The 26,070-nt window shown below is 72.3% G+C and carries 20 protein-coding genes and 1 tRNA gene; 9 read left to right on the forward strand and 12 right to left on the reverse strand.

Features of this window, described 5'->3' with window-relative positions:
• Positions 1-19: 19 nt before the first annotated feature.
• Positions 20-1,582, reverse strand: a complete 1,563-nt coding sequence (locus tag ACLF6P_RS10770) for an MFS transporter (protein ID WP_415949768.1) — start codon at positions 1,580-1,582, stop codon at positions 20-22.
• 202 nt (positions 1,583-1,784) lie between these two features.
• On the opposite strand from ACLF6P_RS10770, the gene ACLF6P_RS10775 reads away from it, so the two are divergent.
• Complete coding sequence (locus tag ACLF6P_RS10775) at positions 1,785-2,951, forward strand: FAD-dependent oxidoreductase (RefSeq protein WP_415949770.1); 1,167 nt, start codon at positions 1,785-1,787, stop codon at positions 2,949-2,951.
• A 147-nt stretch (positions 2,952-3,098) separates the two neighbouring features.
• On the opposite strand, the gene ACLF6P_RS10780 is transcribed toward ACLF6P_RS10775, so the two are convergent.
• On the reverse strand, positions 3,099-5,675 hold the full coding sequence (locus ACLF6P_RS10780) for an ABC transporter permease (protein ID WP_415949772.1): 2,577 nt from the start codon (positions 5,673-5,675) through the stop codon (positions 3,099-3,101).
• A gap of 64 nt (positions 5,676-5,739) precedes the next feature.
• Positions 5,740-6,531, reverse strand: coding sequence for an ABC transporter ATP-binding protein (locus ACLF6P_RS10785; RefSeq protein WP_415949773.1), 792 nt, complete (start codon positions 6,529-6,531; stop codon positions 5,740-5,742).
• A gap of 282 nt (positions 6,532-6,813) precedes the next feature.
• Between ACLF6P_RS10785 and ACLF6P_RS10790 the strand changes: the two genes are divergently transcribed.
• Positions 6,814-6,887, forward strand: a tRNA-Thr gene (locus tag ACLF6P_RS10790).
• Positions 6,888-7,099: 212 nt separating this feature from the next.
• On the opposite strand, the gene ACLF6P_RS10795 is transcribed toward ACLF6P_RS10790, so the two are convergent.
• Complete coding sequence (locus ACLF6P_RS10795) at positions 7,100-9,121, reverse strand: NACHT domain-containing protein (protein ID WP_415949775.1); 2,022 nt, start codon at positions 9,119-9,121, stop codon at positions 7,100-7,102.
• Positions 9,122-9,328: 207 nt separating this feature from the next.
• On the opposite strand from ACLF6P_RS10795, the gene ACLF6P_RS10800 reads away from it, so the two are divergent.
• The 5 genes from ACLF6P_RS10800 (at position 9,329) to ACLF6P_RS10820 (ending at position 14,826) form a co-directional block, all read left to right on the forward strand.
• The gene (locus tag ACLF6P_RS10800; RefSeq protein WP_415949776.1) at positions 9,329-11,095 is read left to right on the forward strand and encodes a sensor histidine kinase; all 1,767 of its coding nucleotides are present in this window, start codon (positions 9,329-9,331) and stop codon (positions 11,093-11,095) included.
• Positions 11,092-11,787 (forward strand): response regulator, encoded by a 696-nt coding sequence (locus ACLF6P_RS10805; protein WP_415949777.1) that lies wholly within the window; start codon positions 11,092-11,094, stop codon positions 11,785-11,787. The genes ACLF6P_RS10800 and ACLF6P_RS10805 overlap by 4 nt, the downstream gene beginning before the upstream one ends.
• Positions 11,788-12,021: 234 nt before the next feature.
• On the forward strand, positions 12,022-13,149 hold the full coding sequence (locus tag ACLF6P_RS10810) for an ABC transporter ATP-binding protein (RefSeq protein ID WP_415949778.1): 1,128 nt from the start codon (positions 12,022-12,024) through the stop codon (positions 13,147-13,149).
• 309 nt (positions 13,150-13,458) lie between these two features.
• Positions 13,459-13,902: a hypothetical protein gene (locus ACLF6P_RS10815; protein WP_415949779.1), complete on the forward strand. Its 444-nt coding sequence runs from the start codon at positions 13,459-13,461 to the stop codon at positions 13,900-13,902.
• Between the two features lie 192 nt (positions 13,903-14,094).
• Positions 14,095-14,826: a nucleotidyltransferase family protein gene (locus ACLF6P_RS10820; RefSeq protein WP_415949780.1), complete on the forward strand. Its 732-nt coding sequence runs from the start codon at positions 14,095-14,097 to the stop codon at positions 14,824-14,826.
• A 232-nt stretch (positions 14,827-15,058) separates the two neighbouring features.
• Here the strand turns inward: ACLF6P_RS10820 and ACLF6P_RS10825 are convergent, their stop codons facing one another.
• The 6 genes from ACLF6P_RS10825 to ACLF6P_RS10850 all read right to left on the reverse strand — a co-directional run bounded on the left by ACLF6P_RS10825 (position 15,059) and on the right by ACLF6P_RS10850 (position 21,541).
• A complete protein-coding gene (locus tag ACLF6P_RS10825) occupies positions 15,059-16,666 on the reverse strand; it encodes a DoxX family protein (RefSeq protein ID WP_415949781.1) in 1,608 nt (535 codons plus the stop codon).
• A gap of 159 nt (positions 16,667-16,825) precedes the next feature.
• A complete protein-coding gene (gene rlmB / locus ACLF6P_RS10830; RefSeq protein ID WP_415949782.1) occupies positions 16,826-17,776 on the reverse strand; it encodes a 23S rRNA (guanosine(2251)-2'-O)-methyltransferase RlmB in 951 nt (316 codons plus the stop codon).
• Between the two features lie 137 nt (positions 17,777-17,913).
• Complete coding sequence (gene cysS / locus ACLF6P_RS10835; RefSeq protein ID WP_415949784.1) at positions 17,914-19,311, reverse strand: cysteine--tRNA ligase; 1,398 nt, start codon at positions 19,309-19,311, stop codon at positions 17,914-17,916.
• Positions 19,312-19,342: 31 nt separating this feature from the next.
• A complete protein-coding gene (gene ispF / locus ACLF6P_RS10840) occupies positions 19,343-19,912 on the reverse strand; it encodes a 2-C-methyl-D-erythritol 2,4-cyclodiphosphate synthase (protein ID WP_415949785.1) in 570 nt (189 codons plus the stop codon).
• A complete protein-coding gene (gene ispD, locus ACLF6P_RS10845) occupies positions 19,902-20,660 on the reverse strand; it encodes a 2-C-methyl-D-erythritol 4-phosphate cytidylyltransferase (RefSeq protein ID WP_415949786.1) in 759 nt (252 codons plus the stop codon). Before ispD ends, ispF begins: the two co-directional genes overlap by 11 nt.
• A gap of 398 nt (positions 20,661-21,058) precedes the next feature.
• On the reverse strand, positions 21,059-21,541 hold the full coding sequence (locus ACLF6P_RS10850) for a CarD family transcriptional regulator (protein ID WP_415949787.1): 483 nt from the start codon (positions 21,539-21,541) through the stop codon (positions 21,059-21,061).
• A 690-nt stretch (positions 21,542-22,231) separates the two neighbouring features.
• Here ACLF6P_RS10850 and ACLF6P_RS10855 point away from each other — a divergent pair.
• Positions 22,232-22,921, forward strand: a complete 690-nt coding sequence (locus ACLF6P_RS10855; protein ID WP_415949789.1) for a copper chaperone PCu(A)C — start codon at positions 22,232-22,234, stop codon at positions 22,919-22,921.
• Positions 22,922-22,988: 67 nt separating this feature from the next.
• On the opposite strand, the gene ACLF6P_RS10860 is transcribed toward ACLF6P_RS10855, so the two are convergent.
• Both ACLF6P_RS10860 and ACLF6P_RS10865 read right to left on the reverse strand, forming a co-directional pair.
• Positions 22,989-23,669 (reverse strand): two-component system response regulator PhoP, encoded by a 681-nt coding sequence (locus ACLF6P_RS10860; RefSeq protein ID WP_415949790.1) that lies wholly within the window; start codon positions 23,667-23,669, stop codon positions 22,989-22,991.
• Positions 23,666-24,958, reverse strand: coding sequence for a two-component system sensor histidine kinase PhoR (locus ACLF6P_RS10865; RefSeq protein WP_415949791.1), 1,293 nt, complete (start codon positions 24,956-24,958; stop codon positions 23,666-23,668). The genes ACLF6P_RS10860 and ACLF6P_RS10865 overlap by 4 nt, the downstream gene beginning before the upstream one ends.
• Before the next feature lie 337 nt (positions 24,959-25,295).
• Between ACLF6P_RS10865 and phoU the strand changes: the two genes are divergently transcribed.
• The gene (gene phoU / locus ACLF6P_RS10870) at positions 25,296-25,982 is read left to right on the forward strand and encodes a phosphate signaling complex protein PhoU (protein ID WP_415949792.1); all 687 of its coding nucleotides are present in this window, start codon (positions 25,296-25,298) and stop codon (positions 25,980-25,982) included.
• The last annotated feature ends 88 nt before the right edge of the window (positions 25,983-26,070 follow it).

Consider the following 26,070-nt stretch of genomic DNA (forward strand, 5'->3'; position numbering starts at 1 on the left):
GAGGTCAAGGTCGGCTGCTTCAGGGCACCACCTCCGTGCCCTCACCCGCCTCCGCATGCTCCTGGGCCAGTGCGTCGTGCCGTGGGGCGCGGGCCGTGACCATGAACGCGGCGATCAGCGCGCCGAGGAACATGATCCCCGCGGCCCACCAGATGGCGACCGTGTAGCCGTGCACCACGCCCTCCGCGGTGATCAGCCGCCGCAGCTGCTCGGTGGGCTGCTGCCCGCTCTCGCGGGCCGCGTCGGCGAGGTGCGAGGTGATGTACGTGGCCGAGGTGCTGGTCGCGATCGTGTTGAGCAGGGCCGTACCGATCGAGCCGCCCACCTGCTGCGAGGTGTTGACGGTCGCGGAGGTGACGCCCGAATCGTGCGGCGCGACGCCCTGCGTGGCGGTCGCCATCACCGGCATGAAGGTGAGGCCCATGCCGAGCCCGAGCACCAGCATCGCGGGCAGGACATGGCTTGCGTACTCGGCCTGCGCGGTCAGGCGGGTCAGCATGAGCAGGCCGGTCGTGGCGAGCAGCATGCCCGGCACCAGCAGGAGCCTCGGGGCGACATGGTGCATGAGGCGGGCCGCGATCTGGGTGGCGCCGACGATGATCGCGGCCGTCATCGGCAGGAAGGCCATCCCGGTCTTGACCGGCGAGTAGCCGAGGATGGTCTGCAGGTAGTAGGTCATGAACAGGAACACGCCGAACAGGCCGATCGTCGCGAACCCCATCGCCAGGAAGCAGCCCGCGCGGTTGCGCTCCTTGATGATGTGCAGCGGCAGCAGCGGCTTCGACGCCTTCGTCTGCCACCACACGAAGGCCACGAGCAGCGCCAGACCGCCCAGCAGCAGGCCGAGGACGCGCCCGTCGCTCCAGCCGCGCGGCTGCGCCTCGCTGAAGCCGTAGACGATCGCGACAAGACCGCCGCAGCCGAGCAGCACGCCGGGCACGTCGAGCCTGGCCGCGTGGTGGCTCTCGCGGTCGTGCAGGAACATAAACGCGCCGATCACCCCGATCGCCGCGATCGGCACGTTCACATACAGGCACCAGCGCCAGTCCAGGTACTCCGTGAGGAGCCCGCCCGCGATCAGTCCGATCGCGCTGCCGCCGCCCGCGATGGCGCCGTAGATACCGAAGGCCTTACCGCGTTCCTTCGGGTCCGTGAACATCGTGGTCAGCAGCGAGAGCGCGGAGGGCGCGAGGACCGCCGCGAACACGCCCTGCAGCGCCCGCGCCGCGAACAGCATCCCCGGGCCGCTCGCCGCACCGCCGAGCGCCGAGGCGATCGCGAAACCGACCAGGCCGATCACGAAGGTGCGCTTGCGGCCGACGAGGTCCGCGATCCGGCCGCCGAGCAGCAGCAGTCCGCCGAAGGCCAGGGTGTACGCGGTGATCACCCACTGGCGGTTCGCGTCCGACATGCCGAGGTCGGCCTGCGCGGAGGGCAGCGCGATGTTCACGATCGTCGCGTCGAGCACCACCATGAGCTGCGCGAGTGCGATGACGACCAGGCCCCACCAGCGGGTGGGATCGGGGGCCTGAGGATCGGGGGCCTGAGGTCCTCGTCCGGTGGCCGGGTCAAGGGAGCTCATATCCTCCAGAACAGCACGAATGGGCCAACCCTGCGCGCGGGCGGCTCGGGGCCGCTCGGACACGGGCGACTTGGCCGTCCCGGGGCGGCCCGGCCCCGCGAACCACGCCGCCGAAGCCGCCCCGCAGGGCGATGTCACATTCCCGTACCCCCCGTCCGTCGGTACCGGTGAAAGCATCCGAGGAGCAGGGAGAGCACAGGTCATGGACCGCATCACCGTCATAGGCGGCGGATTCGCCGGACTGACCGCCGCGATCACGGCCGCCGAGGCCGGGGCGCAGGTCACCGTGCACGAGGCGCACCACACGCTCGGCGGCCGCGCCCGTACGACGGTCACCGGCGCGTTCCGTACGAACGAGGGCCCGCACGCGCTCTACAACGGCGGCCCGCACTGGGCCTGGCTCAAGCAGCGCGGCCTGCTCGGGCCGATGGCCTCGGTGCCGCCGCTCGAAGGCGCACGCTTCCGTTTCCGGCACGCGGGCGCGCTGCGCCGCACGCCGCCGCTCGCGATGCTCAGGCTGCTGCGCCGGAGCGTCGAGCAGGCGCCGGTGGACGCGGACTTCCTCGGCTGGGCCGAAGGGGAGGTCGGCGAGGAGGGCGCGCGGGCCGCCGCGCACTACGCGGCGGTCGCGCTCTTCCACCACGACCCCGGATCGCTCTCCGCGCGCTTCGTGCACGAGCGGCTCCGCCGGGCCGTCAAGCTGCCACCGGAGGCCCACTATCCGCGCGGCGGCTGGTCCTCGGTGATCGACCGGATGGCCGGGCACGCCTGGGACCTGGGCGTACGGGTCGAAACGGCCTGCCGGATCACCGAACTCCCCGAGACCGGCCCGGTGATCGTCGCCACCTCCCTCGACGCGGCCCGCCGCCTCCTCGGCGATGACTCGCTGCGCTGGGACAGCGGCCGTACCGCCCTGATCGACCTCGGCCTGCGGACCCGCCGGGGCGATCCGTTCGTCATCTCGGACCTGGACGGCCCGGGCTGGATCGAACGCTTCACCGCCCAGGACCGCTCGCTCGCGCCCCGCGGCGAACAGCTCGTCCAGGGCCAGATCCCCCTCGCCCCCGACGAACCCCGTGCGAGCGCCATCGCCCGCGCCGAACACCTCCTCGACCTGGGCTTCCCCGACTGGCGCTCCCGCCTCACCTGGCGCCGCGAGGCCCTGGCGGCGGGCCGCACCGGAGCGGTCGACCGCCCGGGCGCCACCTGGCGCGACCGCCCCGCGATCGACCGCGGCGAGGGCGTCTACCTGGCCGGCGACCAGGTGGCGGCCCCCGGAGTCCTCTCGGAGGTCTCCTTCACCAGCGCCCGGGAGGCGGCCCGCCTGGCCCTGGAGACGGCGGGGGTGCGCCGGCTGCGGGTGGCGTAGGGCGACGGGGGCGGGCCGGCCGCGGGTGGCACGGACAGCGGGGGTACGGCGGCCGCGGGTGCCGCAGGTGGCAGGTCACGACGGCCGCGGGTGGCGTCCCCGGGCACCCCGCCATGGGGTGCCCGGCCGGCCTCGCCTCGCCGTCGCCTACGCCCCGATCGCCCGCAGCACGTCCAGCCGTGCGGCCCTGCGGGCCGGCCAGGCCGCCGCCAGGAGGGCGATCACCAGCGCGAGGAGGAGGAAGAGGGATATGCGCGCCCAGGGGAGCACGGTCTCGTAGGTGGTGAGGGAGCCGCCCACCAGGCCGCTGTTGAGCCAGGCCAGGAAGACACCGGAGCCGATGCCCAGCAGGGCGCCGAAGAGGCAGATCACGACCGACTCCAGGCGGACCATCTGCTTGATGCCCGAACGGTCGAGGCCCACGGCCCGCAGCAGACCGATCTCACGCGTGCGTTCGAAGACGGACATCGCGAGGGTGTTCACGACGCCGAGCACCGCGATCAGGACGGCCATGCCGAGCAGTCCGTACATCATCGTGAGGATGGTGTTCACACCGCCGATCTGTTCCGCGACGATCTGGTCCTTGTCCTGCACCTTCAGGAGCGGGCTGTTGCCGAGGGCGTCGCGCAGCGCGCCGTCGAGGTCCTTCGCTCCGGGCTCGGCCTTCAGGAGCACCGAGTCGAGGCTGCCGCGCTCCGCGTGCGGCAGGACCTGGCCGAGTGCGCCGAGCAGGTCGGAGACCGTCTCGTTCTGCTCGTAGATCCCGACGACCTTGAGCCGGACCGGCTCGCCGCCGGTGCCGTCGTAGGACCCCCCGAGCCGCCCCTCGACCGTGGAGCCGACGTCCAGCCCGTGCTCCTCGGCGTACGTGTCGGAGACGGCGACCCGTCCGGGCCGGATGTCGCCGAGCGCCCCGGCGGTGAAGTGCAGGTCGGTGACCTCGGCGAGGGCCGCCGGGTCGGTGCCCGTGAGGTCCGCGTACCCGGTCCGCTCGCCGACCAGGCTCGCCGAGGCGAGCGGTACGGAGGCGGCGACCCCGGGGACCTCGGCGAGGCGTTCGGCGGCATCGGCCTCGATGCCGTGGTACGCGGTGTTGGTGACCCGGTAGTCGGCGGCGAGCCCCTTGGTGAACTCGGCGGCCACGGCCCGCTGCGCCGATCCGGCGGCGACCGTCAGGCCGGTGATCAGGCAGAGCCCGATCATCAGGGCCGATGCGGTGGCGGCGGTGCGGCGCGGGTTGCGCAGGGCGTTCTCCTTGGCGAGCTTGCCGCTCACGCCGAAGAACCGCTCGGTCAGCCGGCCCGTGAGCCCCACCACCGGGCGCGAGAGCAGCGGCGCGAGGACGATCAGGCCGAGGAGGAACAGTCCGGCGCCGAAGAGTGTCAGGAGCAGCTCCGCCTCGTCCGGCTTGTCGAGGGAGGCCACGTATCCCATGATCAGCAGCCCGAGGCCGGTCACCGCGGCGCCGAGTACGTTGCGGATCACCAGGCTCCGTACGGGAGCGGGCGCGTCGATCGTGCTCATCGCCTCGACCGGCGCGATCCGCGCGGCCCTGCGCGAGGGCAGCCAGGCGGCGAGGACGGTGACGCCGACGCCCACGGCCAGGGAGGCGATCAGCGTCGTCGGCATGACCACCAGCGGGCCCGAAGGCAGCCCCGCGCCACCGGCGTTGAGGAGCGTGGGCAGGGCGGCGGCGATACCCAGGCCGAGGACGAACCCGGCGGCGGAGGCCGCGAGGCCGAGCAGGGCGGCTTCGGCGAGCACCGACCGTACGACCTGCTCGCGCGAGGCGCCGACGGCGCGCAGCAGGGCGATCTCCCTGGAGCGCTGGGCGATCAACATGGTGAAGGTGTTGGCGATGATGAACGCGCCCACGAACAGCGCGATCCCCGCGAACACGAGCAGCGCCTTGGTGAACGAGCCGGTCACCTGGTCGAGCATCCGCGTCTGCTGCGCGGCGAGTTCGCTGCCGCTGGTCGCCGAGGCGCCCTCCTCCGGCAGCTTCTCCCGCACCGCCGTGGCCAGCCGCTCCTGGTCGGTGCCGGGCTTCGCGGCGATGACGAACTCGTCGTAGTGGCCGGGCGAGACGAAGAGCTTCTGCGCGGTCGCCGTGTCGAAGAGCGCGAGGGTGCCGCCCGCCGTGACCCTCGGGTCGTCGGTGGAGACCAGGCCGACCAGCTTCTTGGTCAGGGCGGGCCCGTCGACCGCGAGACGGACCGTGTCGCCGATCTTGTATCCGGCCTTCTCGGCGGTCACGTCCGCGAGCGCGATCTCGTCCGGGGCGGCGGGTCCGCGGCCGCTCACGAGCGGATGGCGCGGGTCCTTGCCGTCCTTGCCCGGCGCGTAGTTGACCGCCAGGTTCTGCCAGTTGGTGTCCGCGCCGACCGGCCGGCCGTCCTTCGCGGCGAGCGTGGCGCGCCCGTTCACCGTCGGCCGTACGGATTCGACGCCGGGCACCTGCGCGAGCCGCCCGGCGAGCCCGTCGTCGAGGACGGTCACGCGCTTGCCGGACTCGGGGACCGGATCGCCGGGCAGGTGCTCGGCGTTCACGGAGACGGCGACGCCGTCGAGGCTCTTGCTGTACGCGCCGCGGAAGGCGCCGGCGACGGTGTCGCCGAAGACGAGCGTGCCGGAGACGAAGGCGACGCCGAGCAGCACGGCGAGCGCGGTCATCACAAGCCGGGCTTTGTGCGCCAGAAGGTTGCGTAGGGCTGTTCGCAGCATGGAAGGACGTCCTGGAGAGGTACGGATGGTGGGGCGGAGGAGGCGCCGGCAGGCCGGGCGCGACTCAGTTCGTCCGGGCGCGGCCCTCGAACTGCCGCATCCGGTCGAGGACCGCGTCCGCGCTCGGCGCGTGCAGTTCGTCGACGATCCGGCCGTCGGCGAGGAAGACCACCCGGTCCGCGTACGAGGCGGCCACCGGGTCGTGCGTGACCATGACGACGGTCTGCTCCAGGCTGTGCACCGACTCCCGGAGGAAGCCGAGTATCTCCGCGCCGGTCCGCGAGTCGAGGTTGCCGGTGGGCTCGTCCGCGAAGACGATCTCCGGCCGCCCGGCGAGCGCCCGCGCCACCGCCACCCGCTGCTGCTGGCCGCCGGAGAGCTGTGCGGGCCGGTGGGTCAGCCGGTCGGCGAGGCCGACCGTGCGCACGATCCGGTCGAGCCAGGCCCGCTCCGGGCTGCGGCCCGCGATGGCCATCGGCAGCGTGATGTTCTCGTACGCGGTGAGGGTGGGCAGCAGGTTGAAGGCCTGGAAGACGAAGCCCACCTTGTCCCGCCGCAGCCGGGTCAACTCCCGGTCCCGCAGGGCGGTCAGCTCCACCTCGCCGATCCGTGCCGAGCCGGAGGTGACCGCGTCGAGGCCGGCCATGCAGTGCATCAGCGTCGACTTGCCCGAACCGGACGGGCCCATGATCGCGGTGAACCGCCCGCGCCCGAACTCCACGTCCACGGCGTCGAGCGCCACGACCCGGGTCTCCCCCTCCCCGTACACCTTGCTGAGGCCGGTGGCACGGGCGGCCGCGGTGGCGGCGGGGACGGGGACAGGGGCGTCCGGGGTTCGGGCGGCTGCGTACGGCATGGGAGGGCTCCTGGACCGGGGGGAGGGAGGGACGGTGGCTGTTCATGCCGACCGCGGACGGCGACAACGTGAACCTGAACCCATCGTCGGCCCGCCGGCCTGCCCGGATCGTCGCTCTCAGGGCGTGCTTCGGCGCTCTGCCGAAGGTCAGGGACGTGCCATGCCGTAGTCCTGCGGGAGGAGGCCCGGCGGACCCCGCGGGGACCGCAACTCCATGGCCCGGCGCGAGAGGCGCTGTGTACAGTGAGGGGGTCTGCGCACCGGGCAACCGCCGGGCGCTGCGCCCCCTTAGCTCAGTTGGCCAGAGCGGCTGTCTTGTAAACAGCAGGTCGTCGGTTCGATTCCGACAGGGGGCTCGCATGGGAACGAAGGCCCTGCCACCGTCCGAGGAAACCCTCGGCGAGGCGGGGCCTTCGGCGTTGTCCCGGAGTCCGTCCAAAGACAGAGGCGGACGAGGATCCGTCTCGGCGTGTTCTTGATCCGCCGGGGTCTTCCGGCCGGGGTCTTCCGGGCTTCCGGGCTTCCGGGCTTCCGGGAGCCGGCGATCGGCTTCGGCCCGCGCGGTGGGTCAGCTTTCACCCGCCGTCGCCGAGGGGGCGGAGTGCGTGCTGAGCCAGTCCTGGAGTTCCCGGTGGCGAAACTGGTAGGCCACACCGGAGACCCGCAGGAGTCCTGCCTCGTAGGCCCAGTGCAGGAACGCACCGAGACGCCAAGGCAGCCGGCCCCGGACACAGCACAGGAAGACCAGGTAGCGGCGCCCGGTCACGGCGAGCACGTTCAGCCCGGCCACAACGAGGACAAGACCGACCACAGGACCGACCACAAGACCGGCGACGAGGCCGAACCCGAGGCCGGCCACGAGGCCGGCCACGAGATCGTCCCGCACCGGACGGCGCGGGTCCGTCGGCGGAACAGCGCTCAAGGGTGCCGTGAGTCCGATCACGAGAGCCGCCACGAGCCCGACCACGAGCATGCTCCCGAACCCGACCGTGGGCCCGCTCCCGAGCCCGACCGCGAAACCGGCCACGAGCCTGACCACGAGCCCGCCCACAAGCACGACCACGAGCCCGCCCATGAGAGTCCGGGCGAGGTGGCGGTGGCTTCGCAGCCGCCGGAGCTGGATCGTTCGAGGCTCCGGGATGTCGGAACGGCCGGCCTGCCAGACGAATCCCAGGGCGATCAGCAGGGCCGGTACGGCGCCGAGCAACTGGACGGGTGAGAAGCCGACCGAGACCTGGTCGAGCAGCACAGCGGCGATGGCGAGGGCCAGGGGGACGGCGAGCAGGACATCGGCGGTGCGGACGCGGCGGGGACCGGCCATGGGCCACAGCCGGTGAAGGACGATGTCGGTGCCGCTTGCGGGGGCTGCGGGTGCGGGGGTGGCGAGGTGGGCGGCGAGGGCTGCGAGCCAGTGGTGGACCCGGTCGGAGCGGTAGTGGTCGGGGCGGCTGGGGTGCTGATGGGCGGCGGCGGGCAGGTAGAGGGACAGGAGATGGTCACGGACCACGCCGGGGGAGGCCAGGGTGCACAGGTGGTCGGGTGCGCGGAGGTAGGCGAGGGTGTCGGAGTGGCGTTCTTCGTAGGCGGTGACGGCCAGATTGAGGCGCCACGGAGTGTCGAGAGCGCGGGCCAGAGTGCCGCCGGGCGCGGTCGCGAGCGTCTGGATGACCAGCCGCCAGCGGTCGGGGCGGGTGCTGCGGGCGGTGAGATACGCCGCGGCCTGGCCGGGAGTGACCGGGTCGAGCTGGATGCGGGCGGCCTCACGCATCCGTAGGTCGAGGGCCGCCAGGTCCTCGTACTGGGTGGTGCGGCAGGTGAGGACGACCGGGGCGCTGCCGGTGGGGTGCTGGTAGGCGTTGAGTCCCTGCAGGGCGCGGGCCGCGCGGCGGCGGCCGGCCTCAGTGGCATCGGTGTCCATCTCGTCCAGGCCGTCCAGGACCGGCAGGATGCGGTGCCGGTCCACCAGCGCGGTCGCGTCGGCGAGGGTGATGCCCTGGTCCCGGAACTGCTGGTGGACCTGGTGCGCGAGCCATTCCGGCAACGGCCGGCCGGTGTCCCAGCCGGCCAGGGAGAAGCGGACGGGCACGGGGTCGGTGCCGGTGCGCCCGGGGTGGGTCAGCAGGCCGAGGATGAGGTCCAGGGCAAGCAGGGTCTTCCCGGCGCCCGGCTCACCGGTGATGGCCAGGCGGGCGGGATGCAGGTTCTGGTAGTAGATGACGATGTCGGTGAGACGGCCGTACGGGGCAGCACCGGCGGCGTTGTTTGCGGGTTCGGTACGCCGGTGGAAGGCCAGGTCGATGCGGTGCGCGCCTGGCCCGATCAATTGGGCACGCTGCCGGGTCTCGGCCGCGGCCACCGCGGCGGCCAGTGTCCTGACCTTCATGTCGATGTCCGCCGCGGCCTCGCTGCGGTCGGCGCGGTAGGCGGCCCAGGCCAGGTAGGCACCCGGCACGGTGGGAGCCAGCGCGATCAGCGTGGCCGACAGCCGCGCCACTTCGAACTGCCTGGACAGCCACAGCGCCAGCGCCAGCGCCGCAACCTGCAGGACTGCGTAGACGGCGGCTGGTCGGCGGGTCCGCGATCGGCTCATGGCATGCAGGCTTGCCAGTCCGCCGGGCAGCGGCCGGACGTTCCTGGCCTTCGGTTCCGGATTGTGACAAGGCACGCAGCGCCGGGCACGGTACCGAAGCCGAGTCGGACCCGGCGTCCGCCTCTGTCCTTGGGCATAGGAACGCACCGGCGGGATCACCCGCCGGGTGCACGCGTTCGCCGCCCCCACCGGCCGATACTTGACCCCATGCCCGCCCAGCCCCGGTCCGCCAGCCCGTTCGCCGCGCCCGGCGAGGACGGGCGCCGGCTGTGGCGTGCGGCCGGCGAGGCGACGGGCGGCGGCATCCTCGTCCTGCTCACGTACAGCGCGATGGCGGGGCTCGGCCACGACCTGCCGCCGCGCCACCTCGTCCCGCTCACCCTGCTCGCCCTCGCCCTCCTGGTGACCCGCCGCCGCTTCCCGGTGACGGCCGTGCTCGGCCTCGCGGCGCTGCTCGGCGCCGTCCCGTACTACGGCCTGGTCGCCGCGGCGGCCTCGTACACCGTCACCCGGCAGCTGGCCGATCCGCGGCGCCGCATCCTGCTGCTGCTCGGCGCGACCGCCCTGACCACGGCCGTCTCGGCCGCCGTCACCCCCGCCACACTGCCCGGCGGCTACAGCCCGGCCTACGGCGCCGCACTCGGCCTGGTGCTCGCCGCGACCACGATCGCCGTGCCCGGCCTCGTCGGGATCTCGGCCGGGCAGCAGGACCGCCTGGTCACGGCATTGCGGGAGCGGACCGCGGCGGCCGAGGAGGCGCGCCGGCTCGCCGACGACGCGGGCCGCAGCGAGGAGCGCACCCGGATCGCCGCCGAGATGCACGACCTGGTGGGCCACCGGCTCAGCCTGATCTCGCTGCACACCGGCGGCCTGGAGATGGCGCTGCGCGAGCAGGACCCCGAGCTGCGGGAGAGCGCGGCACAGGTGCGCCGGGCGACCCGGGACGCGATGTACGAGCTGCGTCAGATCCTCGGCGTGCTCGGCCCGTTCAGCCGCGACACCGGCACCGAGGCGCTCACCGACGCGACCGGGACGCGCGCGGACATCGAGGCGCTCGTCGAGGAGTCCGCGGGCGCGGGCCTGACCGTCGGGCTCGACTGGGAAGGCCCCGACCTCGACACGCGCGAGGCGCAGGTACGGCGCGCGGTGCACCGGGTGGTGCGCGAGGCGCTGACGAACGTCCACAAGTACGCGGCGGGCGCGGCCGTCACGGTCGAGGTCGCACACACCGCGCACGAAGTCTCGGTCCGCGTACGCAACGAGTCCACCGAGCAGCCGCCCGCCCCGGTGGTCGGCACCGGCCGCGGACTGACCGGGCTGCGCGAACGCGTGGAGCTGCTCGGCGGACGGCTCGACGCGGGGGTGCGCGCCGAGGGCGGCTTCCAGGTGTACGCGGTGATGCCCGCCGTGCCCGGTCCGGCGGGCCGCCGCCCGGCGCCGGACGCGGGGCCCGGCGGCGGATCGACGGCACTCGCCGGGATCCAGCACCGCCTCGGCACCGGCATCACCGCGCTGCTCGGGCTCGCGGGTGTGGCCGTCACGATGATGCTCGGGGTGATCCTCGTGGAGCAGGCGCGACCCACGCCCGAGTACGGCGAACCCGAGGCGATCCGCCTCGGCATGCCGAAGTCCCGGGTCGGCGAACTCGTCTACGACGCCGACGTGGTCCGCGCCGCGGCGGCGGACCGCGAACCGGCCCGCCCCGCCGGCACCAGCAGCTGCCTGTACTCCTTCGCCGACGACGAGGACGCGTACACCGCACGGGGACGCTTCGGAATCGCCCGCTACTGCTTCGGCCCCGACAACACCCTCACCACGATCGACACGTTCTCGGTCCCCCTGGTCACCGAACCGCCCACGGCGCCCGCGGAACCGACCGCCCCCACTGCCCCGACCGCACCGACTACGCCGCCCGCACCAACCGCACCGACCGCACCGACCGCACCGACCGCACCGACCAGGGAGACCCCATGACTCCGGCCGCCGACCCCTCCGTACGCGCCGAGGCGCACGCCCCCGTACGTGTGCTGCTCGCCGACGACGAGGAGATGATCCGGCGCGGGGTCGAGCTGGTCCTCGGCCATGCCGACGGCATCGAGGTCGTCGCGGAGGCGGCGGACGGCGAGCAGGCGATCGCGCTGGCGGCCGCGCACCGGCCGGATGTGGCCCTCGTCGACATCCGGATGCCGGTCCTCGACGGCCTCGCGGCGGTCCCCCGCCTCGTGGCACTGGACCCGGCCCCGAAGGTCGTCATGCTCACCACCTTCGGCGACGAGCAGAACGTGCTGCGGGCGCTGCGGGACGGAGCGGCGGGCTTCCTGCTCAAGGACGAGGGCCCGCAGGAACTGATCACCGCGGTCCGCGCGGCGGCCACGGGCGACGCGGTCCTCTCCCCCGGCGTCACGGGGACGGTCATCCGGCGCATGCTCACGGGCGGCACGTCCCCCGCACCCCCGCCCGCCGCCGATCCCCGCCTTGCCTCCCTCACGGACCGCGAACGCGAGGTGCTCGGGATGCTCGCTCGCGGCCTGTCCAACGCGGACATCGCGAGCCGCCTGGGCATCGGCGTGGGCACGGTGAAGACGCATGTCGGGGCAATCCTGGACAAGACGGAGACCACGAGCCGCGTCCAGGCGGCCCTCCTCGCCCACCAGGCGGGCATCTAGTGCCGCATCAGGGAACCTTTCGCGGCACTAGCCCCCGGCAGACTTTGCCTGCGGGGGCGCCGGTGTGACGCCGGGCCTACCCAAGCCCACCCCCCACCGGGTACGGTCACCCACAGTCCACCGACTGGACTACACCACTGCGGCCGGGGCGCCCCCAGGGCGGACCCACCGCGCCGGTGCAACCTTTACTCGGATCGTCCGGCACGTTCCTGCCGGTGAAGGGGGCCCATCACCATGGCCACTGTCTCGTTCAACAAGGCGTCCCGCATCTACCCGGGCGGCGACAAGCCCGCGGTCGACCAGCTCGAACTCGAAGTCGCCGACGGTGAGTTCCTCGTCCTCGTCGGCCCGTCCGGCTGCGGAAAGTCCACCTCCCTGCGCATGCTCGCGGGCCTCGAAGACGTCAACGAGGGCTCGATCCACATCGGCGACCGCGATGTCACCCACCTGCCGCCGAAGGACCGGGACATCGCCATGGTGTTCCAGAACTACGCGCTCTACCCGCACATGACCGTCGCGGACAACATGGGCTTCGCCCTGAAGATCGCCGGCGTCCCGAAGGCCGAGATCCGCCAGAAGGTGGAGGACGCCGCGAAGATCCTCGACCTCACCGAGTACCTGAGCCGCAAGCCCAAGGCCCTCTCCGGCGGTCAGCGCCAGCGCGTGGCGATGGGCCGCGCGATCGTCCGCGAACCGCAGGTCTTCCTCATGGACGAGCCGCTGTCGAACCTGGACGCCAAGCTCCGCGTGAGCACCCGCACCCAGATCGCGAGCCTCCAGCGCCGCCTCGGCATCACGACGGTGTACGTCACCCACGACCAGGTCGAGGCGATGACCATGGGCGACCGCGTGGCGGTCCTCAAGGACGGCCTGCTCCAGCAGGTCGACTCGCCGCGCAACATGTACGACAAGCCCGCCAACCTCTTCGTCGCCGGCTTCATCGGCTCCCCCGCCATGAACCTGGTCGAGGTCCCGGTCGCCGACGGCGGCGTGAAGTTCGGCAACTCGCTGATCCCGGTCTCGCGCGCGGCGCTCGACCAGGCCGCCGGCGGTTCGATCACGCTCGGCGTCCGGCCCGAGCACTTCGACGTCGTCGAGCAGAACGGCGAGGCCTCGAAGTCCCTCTCGAAGGAGACCGCCGACGCCCCGGCGGGCCTCGCCGTCACGGTCAACGTCGTCGAGGAGCTCGGCGCCGACGGCTACGTCTACGGCACCGCCGAGGTCGGCGGCGAGCAGAAGGACCTCGTGGTCCGCGTCAGCGGCCGCGCGGTCCCGGAGAAGGGCTCGACGCTGCACGTGGTCCCGCGCCCCGGCGAGACCCACGTCTTCTCCACCGGCACGGGCAAGCGCCTCTCCGACTGACGCCCACCGCACCCCCGACCCCGGAACGGCCCCGCACTCCACCGTGCGGGGCCGTTCCCGTACGCGGCCGAGGCATCGCCCCGCGCAGCCGTCCGACGGATCACCCCACGCAGCCGGCCGACGCGACCTCTCCACGCGGCCGGTCGGCGCAGTGTCTGCCGCACCCGGTCGGCGGATCCCCGCATAGCCCGAAACACCGCCTATTTCGACCCACGACGTCAACACGGGATTCGAAAGGCCGACTCGAACCATCCCTCATTACGGTGACCAAATGTCGCCAAATCATCACTCGCCGCTACTCTCACTCGCGTGACGCACTCCTACACCCACACCTCCCGGCGGCACCGGCAGGGTCCCGCCCGCCGCATCGGCCGCACGCTCGCCCTGGTGCTCCCCGTGGTCCTGGTGCTCTCCGGCACGCTCGCGGTGGCAAGCGTCAACTGGACGGGCGCCACTGGCTCGACGCTGACCACGGCCTCCCAGGACATCTCCGAACCGGCCAAGGCCCGCGCCCCGCAGGATGTACTCCGGGACGCGCTCCTGGTCGAGCTGCAGCAGAAGGATCCGGGCATCGCGCTGACCCATCTCCAGCAGGAGGTGGACCGGCGTCCCTCGCTCACCAAGCACTGCGTCTCGATCGCCCGCGCGCTCGGCCGCGCGGCCGTCGAGCACTACGGTCCGGCCCGCGCCCAGTCCTTCGCCCGCCCGGTCTGCGACACGGCCTTCGCGGCGGGGGTCGCGGAGTCCGTCTGACTCCGCACGGGTACGGCGCCGTCGCCTGTCCGGCGCCTTACTCCGCTCCGGCGCCGTGGCGTACCACGGCGCCGGTGTCGTGTTCCGCGCCCGCCCCGGCGCCGTGAGCGGCCGGGTGCCGCAGCCCGCCGCCCCGCGCCGTCGCCCGGGGCGGGCGTCGGCATGCCGTGCACCGGCGCATAAAGTGCGGCCATGACCACCACCGCGCCCTGCGCGACCCCGACCCAGGCCGTCGTCCTCGCCGGCGGCCAGGGCTCGCGCCTTCGCCCGTACACCGACGACCGGCCCAAGCCGATGGTCGAGATCCCCGGCACGGGGACCCCGATCATCGGCCATCAGCTGTCCTGGCTCGCGGAGGAAGGCGTCACCGACGCCGTCGTCTCCTGCGGGCATCTCGCGGAGGTCCTCCAGGACTGGCTCGCGACGGCCGATCTGCCGCTGAACGTCACGACGGTCGTCGAGAAGGAGCCGCTCGGGCGCGGTGGCGGGCTGAAGTTCGCGGCCGCGCATCTGCCGCATCCCGAGCAGAGCTGGTACGCGACCAACGGGGACATCTGGACGCGGTTCTCGCTGCGGGCGATGGCCGAGTTCCATGCGGAGCGGGACGCCACGGCGACGCTGGCGCTGGCCCGGCCGCGTATCCCCTGGGGGGCCGTCGAGACCGACGCGTTCGGTCACATCACGGACTTCATCGAGTCGCCTCCGACGTCGTACGAGGTGAATGCGGGCGTGTACGTGTTCGCGCCGGAGTTCGCCGGGCTGCTGCCCTCGGTCGGGGACCATGAGCGCACGACGTTCCCCCAGCTGGCGCGCGGGCGCCGACTGGCCGGGTATCCGATCCCGCAGGGTGCGTACTGGCGCGCCATCGACACGGCGAAGGACCTCACGGAGGCCGCCAAGGAGCTTGCTGCCCTGCGCCGCTGAGCTTGGCGGGGGGGGGAGCGCTGCGCAGTGCCTGCCCGGCGGGGGTGCCGCTGTGCCCACCCGTGCCGCCCTGCGGCACGACTGCCCACAGCTGGGTGGAGGGTGGGGGTGGGATACGCCCTGCAGCACCGCTGCCCACAGCTGGGTGGGGAGAGTAGGAGCGGGAAGCGCAAGGGGCCCGGCACGACGTACTTCGTACGCGTGCCGGGCCCCTTTGGCGTAGGCCGTGGGTTCAGCCGCCCAGAAGGCCGCCCAGGAGGCCGCTCGGCGGCTCCTCCTCGCCGCCCGGGCCACCCGAGGAGCCGCCGTCGGTCCCGCCGGTGGGACCGCCCGTGTCCGCCGGCGGCGGGGGCGGAGCCGGCTGCTGGGGCTGATCGCCCGTCCCCGCCGTCTCACTGGGCTGCTGCCCCGCCCCTGCGGTGCTGGACTCCCGGGGCGCCGCCCCGGGCGCGGAGGTCGCGGACTCGGCCGGCGGCTCGGAGGTCGCACCGGCGGTCGGCGAACTGGACGCCGACGGGCTCTCGGACTCCCGCCGCGTCTCGGACTCGCTCGGCAGCGGCGAGCCGGGCAGTTCGTTGCGCGGCGGCTGCCCCGGCCCGGGGACCGTGACGGTCCCGGCACTGCGCACCGCCCCGCCGAGCAGCGCACCGATGAGCAGCGCGGCCCCGATGACGAACATGCCGATGAGCAGCCTGCGGCGCAGCACCCAGCGCCGCAGTTCCCACAGCGCGGCGCGCGGCCCGAGCCTGCGCCAGGCCTCGCTCATGAGCCGCCCGTCGACCGAGTACACCGGCGCGCCGGCGATGATCAGCGGCGACCAGGCGGCCAGGTAGATGATGTCCGGCGCGTCGTACACCGGCACGGTCTTCCAGCTCACGGTGACGAGCAGCGCCGCGGAGAGCAGCGCGCCGACCACGGCGGCGGCCCGCTGCCACAGCCCGAGCACGGTCAGCACGCCGACGATCACCTGCAGGAAGGCGATGACCAGGCCGGCCCCGACCGGGTGCTGCAGCGCGAAGTCCCGCAGCGGCTCGGCGGCCGCCCAGGGGTGCAGCGAGTTGAGCCACTTGACCATGGATCCGCGTTCGCCGCCGTCGAAGTAGACGGGGTCGCAGAGCTTGCCCATGCCCGCGTAGATGGAGATGAAGCCGAGGAAGATGCGCAGCGGGAGCAGTACGACGCCGAGGTTGAGCCGACGGCCCGGGTAGTACGCGTGCTTGACCGGGTCGGCGCCTTGGCGCCGGGGTGTCCCGCGGCCGGTGTCCTCCTCGGGCTCCTCGTCCTCGTCCTCGTACGCGCCGGCGGCGGTGCCCGTCTCGTCCCTGAAGTACTCGTCGTACGCGCTGTCGAGGGCGGAGACCGCCGGCATCAGCCGCGTCGACTCGCCGGCGGGCTCGCGGGGGCCTACGACCTGGGGCGTCTCGACGGTCTTCTCGGTGTCGAGCTCCTCGTCGATCCCGTCGAGGCCGGTGACGCCGACGCGCGGGATGACCTGCGTGGCCGCGCCGTCGCCGAAGTCCTCGGCCGGATGCCGTACTTCGGCCTTGCGGGCGGCCTGCAGCAGCCCCGCGGCGGCGAGGTCGCCGCCCGCGCTGCGGCCGCTCCACACGACGGGCGTGCGGCGCCGCACGGCGGCGGCGCCTGCGGCGCCCGCGACCGCGGGGATCAGGCCGGCGCTCGTGGCGATACGCGGCGATCGGGGCTGTTGCGCGCCGGGGAGCTGCACGCGGAAACTCGCGTGATTGACGATGACCTGCGCCGGGTCGCAAGGCACCTTCACCATGCTCAGCGCGGGAGCGTCGTCGAATCCCGTGCGGGGTGTTCTGGTGTCCACACTCATCTAACCGAGTGACGTCACCTTAGGACACTGCTTTGACCCCGCGGATCTGTCCGTGACAGGTCAAGACTCCCCCAGGAACCGCGCGACCGGGCCGCCCGACCCCGGCAGCAGGGCCCGGGAATCCGGCGCCGGAGCCCGAAACCCCGGCGCGGAGATCGCTCAGCCCCTGCGCCGCGCCGCCTCGTACAGCACGACTCCCGCCGCCACACCGGCGTTCAGGGATTCCGCGCCACCCGGCATCGGGATCCGGACGAGGAAGTCGCAGGTCTCGCCGACCAGCCGGGACAGGCCCTTGCCCTCGCTGCCGACCACGACGACCACCGGCCCTTCGAGCGCCTCCAGCTCACCGACCTCGTGCTCCCCGTCGGCCGCGAGACCGACGACCACGAGACCGGCCTTCTGGTACGACTCGAGCGCGCGCGTCAGGTTCGTGGCGCGGGCGACGGGCGTACGGGCCGCCGTGCCGGCCGAGGTCTTCCACGCACCGGCCGTCATCCCGGCCGCGCGCCGCTCCGGTACGACCACACCGTGGCCGCCGAAGGCGGAGACGGAGCGTACGACCGCACCCAGGTTGCGCGGGTCGGTCACGCCGTCGAGCGCGACGATCAGCGGCTCCTCGCCCTCGTCGAAGGCCGCGGCGGCCAGGTCCTCGGGGTGCGCGTACTCGTACGGCGGGACCTGGAGCACGAGCCCCTGGTGGTTGAGGCCGTTGGTCATCCGGTCGAGCTCGGGGCGCGGCGCCTCCATGAGGTTGATGCCGCCGCGCTCCTGCGCGAGGTTCAGGGCCTCGCGCACGCGCTCGTCGTTGTCGATGAACTGCTGCACGTACAGCGTCGAGGCGGGCACGCCCTCGCGCAGCGCCTCGACCACCGGGTTGCGCCCGACGACCAGCTCCGAGGTGCCCTTGCCGCCGCGGCGGGCGACGGGCCTGCGGGCGGCCTGCTTGGCCTTGGCGTTGGCGATGCGGTTCTTCTTGTGCTTCTTGCGCGCCTCGGCGGGGGGCGTGGGGCCCTTGCCGGCAAGGGCGCGGCGCCCCTTGCCACCGCTGCCGACCGTCGCGCCCTTCTTGTTGCTGGTGCGGCGGTTCCTGCGCTGGCTGTTCCCGGCCATGACCTACCTGTTTCTGCGTCTGCTGCGAAGTTCGTGCGTATGAATGTGCGGATGGAGGTGTGTAGAGACGTGCGCATGTGGGCGCGTACGTATATGAAGTGTGCCGCCCGGCGGACCGGGCGGCACATCCTGTCTGCTCAGCGCGCGCCGAGTGTCCAGCGCGGTCCGTCCGGCGAGTCCTCGATGACCAGGCCCGACTGCTGCAGCTGGTCCCGGATGGCATCCGCCGCGGGCCAGTCCTTGCGGGAGCGGGCCGCCTCCCGCTGCTGCAGCACCAGGCGTACGAGAGTGTCGACGACGCCGTGGAGATCCTCGCCGCGGTCCGACTCACCGGCCCAGTGCGGGTCGAGCGGGTCGAGGCCGAGGACGCCGAGCATGGCACGCACCTCGGCGAGGCGGGCCACGGCGGCTTCCTTGTCGTCCTCGGCAAGGGCGCTGTTGCCGTGCCGGACCGTGGTGTGCACGACGGCGAGCGCCTGCGGGACGCCCAGATCGTCGTCCATGGCCTCGGCGAAGGCCTGCGGCACCTCGGCCGCCGGCTCGACGGGACCGGCCTTCTCCACGACCCGCTGCACGAAGCCCTCGATCCGCGCGAAGGCGGACTCGGCCTCGCGCAGGGCCTCCTCGCTGTACTCGATCATCGAGCGGTAGTGCGGGGTGCCGAGGTAGTAGCGAAGGACGATCGGGCGCCACTTCTTCGTCATCTCGCCGACCAGGACCGAGTTGCCCAGCGACTTGGCCATCTTCTCGCCGGACATCGTCACCCAGGCGTTGTGCAGCCAGAAGTTCGCGAAGTCGTCGCCGTACGCCTTGGCCTGGGCGATCTCGTTCTCGTGGTGCGGGAAGATCAGGTCCAGGCCGCCGCCGTGGATGTCGAACGCCCTGCCCAGGTACTTGTGCGCCATCGCCGAGCACTCCAGGTGCCAGCCCGGACGGCCACGGCCCCACGGCGTCTCCCAGTCGGGCTCACCCGGCTTGCTCGCCTTCCACATGGCGAAGTCGCGCGGGTCGCGCTTGCCGGTGATGCCTTCCTCGGCGGGCTGGCGCAGGTCGTCGAGGTCCTGGTTGGACAGCTCCAGATATCCCTCGTACGAGCGCACGTCGAAGTAGACGCTGCCGTCCGCCTCGTAGGCGTGACCGCGCTCGATCAGGCCGCGCATCATCTCGATCATCTCGGTGATGTGGCCGGTCGCCCGCGGCTCGTACGTGGGCGGCAGGCAGCCGAGCGCGTGGTAGCCGTCGTTGAACGCGCGCTCGTTCTCGTAGCCGATCGACCACCAGGGCCTGCCCTGCTCGGCGGCCTTCGCGATGATCTTGTCGTCGATGTCCGTGACATTGCGGATGAAGGTCACGTCATAGCCGCGGTACGTGAACCAGCGGCGCAGGATGTCGAAGTTCAGGCCGGAGCGGATGTGCCCGATGTGCGGGGCGGCCTGCACGGTCGCGCCACACAGGTAGATCGAGACACAGCCCGGTGTGAGCGGGGAGAAGTCACGGATCTGCCGGGCGCTGGTGTCGTACAGGCGAAGAGTCACGGCATCAAGGGTAACCTCAGCGCCGTCGCCGTCAGGCTCGTACGACGAGTGCCGTCGCGATCGCGGCCAGGCCCTCGCCGCGGCCGGTGAAGCCGAGGCCGTCCGAGGTGGCGGCGGACACCGAGACCGGTGCTCCCGCAGCGGCCGAGAGGACCTTCTGCGCCTCCTCCCGCCGCTTGCCGATCTTCGGGCGCGCGCCGACGACCTGCACCGCCACGTTCCCGATCTCGAAGCCCGCCGCGCGGACGATCCGGGCGGCCTCCGTCAGGAGCGTGACGCCCGAGGCGCCGGACCACTCGGGCCGGCCGGTTCCGAAGTGCTGCCCGAGGTCGCCGAGCCCGGCCGCCGAGAACAGCGCGTTGCACGCGGCGTGCGCGACCACGTCCGCGTCGGAGTGCCCTTCGAGGCCGGGACCGGAGTCCTCCCACAGCAGGCCGCCGACCCACAGCTCGCGGTCCTCGTCGGCCGAGAAGGCGTGGATGTCCGTGCCGATGCCGACCTGCGGGAGTCCGGCGCTACGGGGTGTCGCGGGCGCCGGGGGCTGCGGACCCGCGCCCGTCGCTGCGGAAGCCGTCGTCTGCTCGGTCTGCTCAGTACCCATCGTTCTTCCTCCTGCGCGCGAGTACGGCCTCGGCGAGCACCAGGTCGAGCGGGCGCGTCACCTTGAACGCCTCCTCGTGCCCGGGTACCACCACGACGGGCAGGCCCAGCTGCTCCACCATGCTCGCGTCGTCGGTCACGTTCTCGGTGACGGTCTCGTGGGCGCGTACGAGCGTGGCCCGCTCGAAGCCCTGCGGGGTCTGCACGGCGCGCAGCCGGGCGCGCGCGGGGGTGGCGAGGACCGGCTCGGGTCCGCCGGCGGAGGGCTCGACCTCCTTGACGGTGTCGGCGAGCGGCACCGCGGGCACGACCGCGGGCGCCCCGTCCCGTACCGCCTCGATCACCGCGTCCACGGTGTCGACCGGCACCAGCGGCCGGGCGGCGTCGTGCACGAGCACGGTGTCGAAGCCGGGCGGCAGCGCGTCGAGGCCCGCCTTGACGGAGTCCTGGCGGTTCTCGCCGCCGGGGACGACCAGGACGTCGGTCCGCTCGGGCAGGGTGTGCGCGTCGAGCATGGCCCTGACCTCGGCGGTGCCGTCCGCGGGCGCCACGATGACGACCAGGGAGACGGCCCGCGAGGCCGCCATGGCCCGTACGGCGTGGATGAGCATCGGCGTACCGCCGAGCGTGCGCAGTGCCTTCGGGGCGCCGGGGCCGAGCCGCACCCCGCGGCCGGCCGCGGGGATCACCGCGGCGGTGCGGGCGGGCGCGGGCGTACTCCGGGGGGCTTCGGGTGATTCGTCTGACATCAGGTCCGCGTTCAGGTTTGTGTCCTCGGGAGACTTGGGTATGGCCACACCGTGCCGGGCGCGAGGCCTTGACCGCGACCCCTTCCGTGACACGCGGTCGAGCATCTGGGTGCCAGTGCCCGGACCCGGCACACAGCAGCGAGCAAGCAGCAGTGAACAGGGCGGGGACGGGCGTGCGCAGATGCCCGGAAGCGATCCGGAATACAGACGCCCTGAAGCGACCGGAATCACAGCACGCGACATCAAGGAGCCCGCCGACGCGCATGCCGCAGTGCCCGGCAGCCGGGTCTGGGACCGGCCGACGGGCACCGCGGCATCATCGTGCAGGCCTTGGCGTGCCTGCAGTCAGCTCGCCTACAGCCTGTGGGCCGATCGGGTGATCGCCCGCATTCTTCGCGTCAGGACGCGAGGACCTCGTCGAGCAGGGCCTCCGCCTTGTCCTCATTGGTGTTCTCCGCGAGCGCGAGCTCGCTCACCAGGATCTGCCGTGCCTTCGCGAGCATGCGCTTCTCGCCGGCCGAGAGGCCGCGCTCACGCTCACGACGCCACAGGTCGCGCACGACCTCGGCAACCTTGATGACGTCGCCGGAGGCGAGCTTCTCAAGATTCGCCTTGTAGCGACGGGACCAGTTCGTGGGCTCCTCCGCATACGCCGTGCGCAGCACCTCGAAGACCCGGTCGAGTCCGTCCTGACCGACCACATCGCGCACGCCGACGAACTCCGCATTGTCCGCTGGCACACGAACAGTCAAGTCGCCCTGGGCGACCTTCAGCACCAAGTAGGTCTTGTCCACGCCTTTGATCTGACGAGTTTCGATGGCCTCGATCAGCGCGGCCCCGTGATGGGGATAGACCACGGTGTCGCCAACCTTGAACGTCATGTGACAGGTACCCCTTCCGTGGCTATCCAGGGTAACACGAGAACGGCGTGTTCTGAATGGCGTTTTCGCAGGTCAGGGCATATCTCGGGGCTTGACAACTGCAACAGGAACGTGCTGCGGGGCCTTTGTGGAGGCAGGTATTCGCAGGTCGGAGCGGCTGTTCCGGGAAGCCGAAACACACCCGTCCCCGAGCCTCCGCACACCCGCCGAGAGGCCGAACGTCCCGGTTTGCACACTGCCGGTTGGCCCGGCTCCGCTACTCCGTTCGGTGAGTCGAGAGGTGTACGGGGCGGGTGTGACGCGTGATGCGCCGCAGGCCGGAATTGATCATTAACGGAACGGAAGTGGCGTGGAAGTGACTACCGGCACGCAGGAGTGATCAATTCTCCCCCACTTCTTCTTCGCCGGCCCTTCCACGGACCTTCCACGGCGCTCTCCGCCTTACCCGGGAATTCGGTCCGGCGCGAGGTGAGGAGAATGCGTGAAAGCCGAACGAGAGCGAAGAGCGGGAGCCGGAGAGCGATACCCCGTACGGCCGACCGCCGGTGAGCTGGGAGCCTCGGGGGCGGGTCGGGTGCGGCAGGCCGACGGGCGGTCGGTAACCTAAGGCCGCTGACAGACTTTTAGGGCAGCTTTACCGCCGTCCGTACCACCCGTGTCCGCCCCACGCATCAAGGAGTTGCGCCCGCCGTGAGCCGCAGCCTTCGACGCGGCGCCATCGCCGCCACCGCCCTCGCGTTCTCGATCGCCACGCTCTCCGCGTGCGGTGCCGGTAACGACGCCCAGACCCTCGGCGTCCGCCCGGACAACGCCGCGACCTCCGTCGACAACGGCAAGGTCAAGATCCAGAACGCCCTGGTCATCACCCAGCCCGACGTGGAGGCGACCGGCCCCGCCGCGATCTCGGCGACGATCTTCAACAACGGCACGACGGCCCAGACGCTGGAGTCCGTCGAGGTCGAGGGTGCCTCCGGGGAGGTCGAGCTCAAGGCCGCCAAGGGCGGCTCGCTGTCCATCCCGGCCGGCGGCTCGCTCATCATCGGCGGCAAGGACAACGCCACCGCGATGCTCGCGGACGGCCGTGAGTCCGTGCAGGACGGCGATGCGCAGAAGGTGACCTTCAAGCTCAGCGAGACCGGTGACGTGACGTTGAAGGCCTTCGTCGTGCCCGCCACCAGCTACTTCAGCGAGTGGGGTCCCGAGGAGGTGCCCCAGGCTCCGGCGGCCGAGGACTCGGAGCCCACCGAGGCCGAGGGCTCCGAGGAGCCGACGGACGGCGCCTCCGGTGAGCCCACGGAGGAGGCTTCCGAGGGCGCCGAGGGCCACGGCGCGACGGGTGAGCCCGCCACCGGTGGCGAGGAGACGGCTGCCGGTCACTGACCAGCGCACAGACGTGAAGGGGGGCGCCCGCCGAACCGGCGGGCGCCCCCCTTCACGTGCGGGCGGCCTACGGCTCGAACTTGTAGCCGAGGCCCCGGACCGTCACCAGGTAGCGCGGTGCGCCCGGGTCGGGTTCGATCTTGGCGCGGAGGCGCTTCACGTGGACGTCCAGGGTCTTCGTGTCGCCGACGTAGTCCGCGCCCCAGACCCGGTCGATCAGCTGCATGCGGGTCAGCACCCGGCCCGCGTTGCGCAGCAGCATCTCCAGCAGGTCGAACTCCTTGAGCGGCAGGTCCACCTTGCCGCCGCCGACCGTCACCACGTGCCGGTCCACGTCCATCCGCACCGGTCCGGCCTCGAGGGCGGCCGGGGTGACCTCCTCCGGCTCCCCTCGGCGGCGCAGGACGGCCCGGATGCGGGCCACCAGCTCACGTGAGGAGAAGGGCTTGGTTACGTAGTCGTCGGCTCCTATCTCCAGGCCGACCACCTTGTCGATCTCGCTGTCCTTCGCCGTGACCATGATGACCGGCACATTGGACCGCCCGCGCAGCTGGCGGCAGACCTCGGTGCCGGGCAGGCCGGGAAGCATCAGATCGAGAAGGACGAGGTCGGCGCCGTTGCGCTCGAACTCGTCGAGCCCGTCGGGCCCGGTGGTCGCGATCGCGACCTCGAAACCCTCCTTACGGAGCATGTAGGACAGGGCGTCGCTGAAGGATTCCTCATCCTCGACGACGAGCACTCGGGTCACGGAAGGACCTCCGGGGCAGGCAGGGGCTCGCGGTTCGCGCGAGCGTCGGGGTGGTTCACAGCGGTGTCGTGCTTGGGGTGGTGGTGCGTGGGTTCCGCCGTGTCCTCGGCGGTTTCGGTGGAGCGCTTCCGGCCGCGGACCGAGCCCGCCTCCGGGAGCCGGAGCGTGAAGGTGGAGCCCTGGCCCTCCGAGCTCCACACGGTCACCTCGCCGCCGTGCGAGGCGGCGACGTGCTTGACGATGGCGAGTCCGAGCCCGGTGCCGCCGGTGGCCCGGGAGCGGGCCGGGTCGACGCGGTAGAACCGCTCGAAGATGCGGTCCTTGTCCTTCTCGGAGATGCCGAGCCCCTGGTCGGTGACCGCGATCTCTATGAGATCGCCGCCCGGGGCGGTCACCCGTCGTCCGGCTATGCCCACCCGCGTACGGGCGGGGCTGTAGTTCACGGCGTTCTCGACGAGGTTGCCGAGGGCGGCGGCGAGCTGCCCCCGGTTGCCCCAGACGTACAGGTCGGCGGTGCCTCCGGCGGCCATGGTGATCTGCTTGGTGCCGGCCTGGTGGCGGCAGCGGTCGATGGCCTCGGCGACCAGCTCGTCCACGCGTACGGGCTCGGCGTCCTCCAGCGGGTCGTCGTTCTGGACGCGGGAGAGGTCGATGAGTTCCTGGACCAGGTTGGTGAGGCGGGTCGCCTCGATCTGCATCCGTCCGGCGAAACGCTCGACCGCCTCCGGGTCGTCGGCGGCGTCCATGACGGCCTCGGAGAGCAGGCTCAGGGCACCCACGGGGGTCTTCAGCTCATGGCTCACGTTCGCGACGAAGTCGCGCCGTACCGCCTCGATCCGGCGGGCCTCGGTCAGGTCCTCGACGAGCAGCAGCACGAGCCGGGAGCCGAGCGGGGCGACACGGGCGGAGACCGCGAGGGCCTCGCCGCGTCCGGTGCCCCGGCGCGGCAGGTCCAGCTCGACCTGGCGTATCTCGCCGTCGCGGCGGGTGTCGCGGGCCATCTGGAGCATCGGTTCGACGGCGAGCCTTCCGCCGCGTACGAGACCCAGGGCGTACGCCGCCGAGCTGGCCTTGACCACGGCGTCACCCTCGTCGAGGACCACCGCGGAGGAGCGGAGCACGGACAGGACCGTGTCCACGCCGGGCGGGAGCACGGCCTCGGTGTGCAGGGAGGTTCTGGTGGGGCGTTTGAGGTCGCGTTCGCTCCAGCGGAACGCCAGCATGGCGATCACGCCGGTGCACACCCCGGCGATCGCCGCCGCTGCGGCGACCGCCGCGTTCACGTCCATGCATCCAGGTTAAGCAGGGGTTCAGGACCCGCCACAGCCGTCGAGGTGTCTGCTCGGACACTCGTCGCCGAGAGTTCACCATCGGTAGGCCACTGGTTCATTTGGGTGGCCGGTCCGCGGCGATGCGTCCGGTACGCGGGGTGTGCGGGGCGCTCAGGGGGCCGCACACGGTGCCCAGAGTTCACCTTCGTGAAAGAGATGGTTCACATGGGGTGCCGGTCCCGGTCGCGTTCCGGCCCGACCGTGGGAGCGTGGGGTCAGGAGCCAAGCCCCAACCCCTACGCCGAACCCCGGCACGTATCGCCGACCCCGGCACGTATGCAGAGAGGGACTATCCATGCGGGACGCGTACCACGAGGAACTCGATTCGATCGGCGAAGGCCTCGTCGAGATGGCCCGGCTCGTCGGATCGGCGATCGGGCGCGCGACGACGGCGATGCTCGACGCCGATCTGAAGCTCGCCGAGAGCGTGATCGCCGCCGACCAGAAGGTCGACGACCTGCAGCACGAGCTGGAGGCGCGCGCCATCGCCCTGCTCGCGCGCCAGCAGCCCGTCGCCACCGATCTCCGTATCGTCGTCACCTCGCTGCGGATGAGCGCCGACCTGGAGCGCTCCGGCGACCTCGCCCAGCACGTCGCCAAGCTCGCCCGGCTGCGTTTCCCGGAGCGGGCCGTGCCGCACGACCTGCACGCCACGATCCTGGAGATGGGGCAGCTCGCGCAGCGGCTCATGGCGAAGGCCGCCGAGGTCATCATCACCAAGGACGTCGACCTCGCCATGCAGCTGGAGCACGACGACGACGAGATGGACCTGCTGCACCGCACCCTCTTCCAGCACCTCATCGACGAGCGCTGGAAGCACGGCATCGAGACGGCCGTCGACGTGACACTGCTCGGCCGCTACTACGAGCGCTTCGCGGACCACGCGGTCTCGGTGGCCAAGCGCGTGGTGTACCTGGTGACGGGCGAGCACGCGGACGAGCTGCAGCAGGGTGCGGGGGCGCAGCCGGTCGAAGGCGCGTGAGGCGGTCGCGCCCGTCGCAGACGCGTGAGGCGATCGCGCCCGTCGCAGACGCGTGAGGCGATCGCGCCCGTCGCAGACGCGTGAGGCG

This window comes from Streptomyces lothianensis, from assembly GCF_047779955.1.
Taxonomy (GTDB): Bacteria; Actinomycetota; Actinomycetes; order Streptomycetales; family Streptomycetaceae; genus Streptomyces.

What these genes read in the sequence shown, in the direction of transcription:
- ACLF6P_RS10825 (WP_415949781.1), bottom strand. Translation starts at nt 16,666, where the DNA reads ATGAGTGTGGACACCAGAACACCCCGCACGGGATTCGACGACGCTCCC.
- phoU (WP_415949792.1), top strand. Translation starts at nt 25,296, where the DNA reads ATGCGGGACGCGTACCACGAGGAACTCGATTCGATCGGCGAAGGCCTC.
- ACLF6P_RS10785 (WP_415949773.1), bottom strand. Translation starts at nt 6,531, where the DNA reads ATGCCGTACGCAGCCGCCCGAACCCCGGACGCCCCTGTCCCCGTCCCC.
- ACLF6P_RS10795 (WP_415949775.1), bottom strand. Translation starts at nt 9,121, where the DNA reads ATGAGCCGATCGCGGACCCGCCGACCAGCCGCCGTCTACGCAGTCCTG.
- ACLF6P_RS10810 (WP_415949778.1), top strand. Translation starts at nt 12,022, where the DNA reads ATGGCCACTGTCTCGTTCAACAAGGCGTCCCGCATCTACCCGGGCGGC.
- ACLF6P_RS10775 (WP_415949770.1), top strand. Translation starts at nt 1,785, where the DNA reads ATGGACCGCATCACCGTCATAGGCGGCGGATTCGCCGGACTGACCGCC.
- ACLF6P_RS10770 (WP_415949768.1), bottom strand. Translation starts at nt 1,582, where the DNA reads ATGAGCTCCCTTGACCCGGCCACCGGACGAGGACCTCAGGCCCCCGAT.
- rlmB (WP_415949782.1), bottom strand. Translation starts at nt 17,776, where the DNA reads ATGGCCGGGAACAGCCAGCGCAGGAACCGCCGCACCAGCAACAAGAAG.
- ACLF6P_RS10850 (WP_415949787.1), bottom strand. Translation starts at nt 21,541, where the DNA reads ATGACGTTCAAGGTTGGCGACACCGTGGTCTATCCCCATCACGGGGCC.
- ispD (WP_415949786.1), bottom strand. Translation starts at nt 20,660, where the DNA reads ATGTCAGACGAATCACCCGAAGCCCCCCGGAGTACGCCCGCGCCCGCC.
- ACLF6P_RS10780 (WP_415949772.1), bottom strand. Translation starts at nt 5,675, where the DNA reads ATGCTGCGAACAGCCCTACGCAACCTTCTGGCGCACAAAGCCCGGCTT.
- ACLF6P_RS10865 (WP_415949791.1), bottom strand. Translation starts at nt 24,958, where the DNA reads ATGGACGTGAACGCGGCGGTCGCCGCAGCGGCGGCGATCGCCGGGGTG.
- ACLF6P_RS10820 (WP_415949780.1), top strand. Translation starts at nt 14,095, where the DNA reads ATGACCACCACCGCGCCCTGCGCGACCCCGACCCAGGCCGTCGTCCTC.
- ACLF6P_RS10800 (WP_415949776.1), top strand. Translation starts at nt 9,329, where the DNA reads ATGCCCGCCCAGCCCCGGTCCGCCAGCCCGTTCGCCGCGCCCGGCGAG.
- ispF (WP_415949785.1), bottom strand. Translation starts at nt 19,912, where the DNA reads ATGGGTACTGAGCAGACCGAGCAGACGACGGCTTCCGCAGCGACGGGC.
- ACLF6P_RS10805 (WP_415949777.1), top strand. Translation starts at nt 11,092, where the DNA reads ATGACTCCGGCCGCCGACCCCTCCGTACGCGCCGAGGCGCACGCCCCC.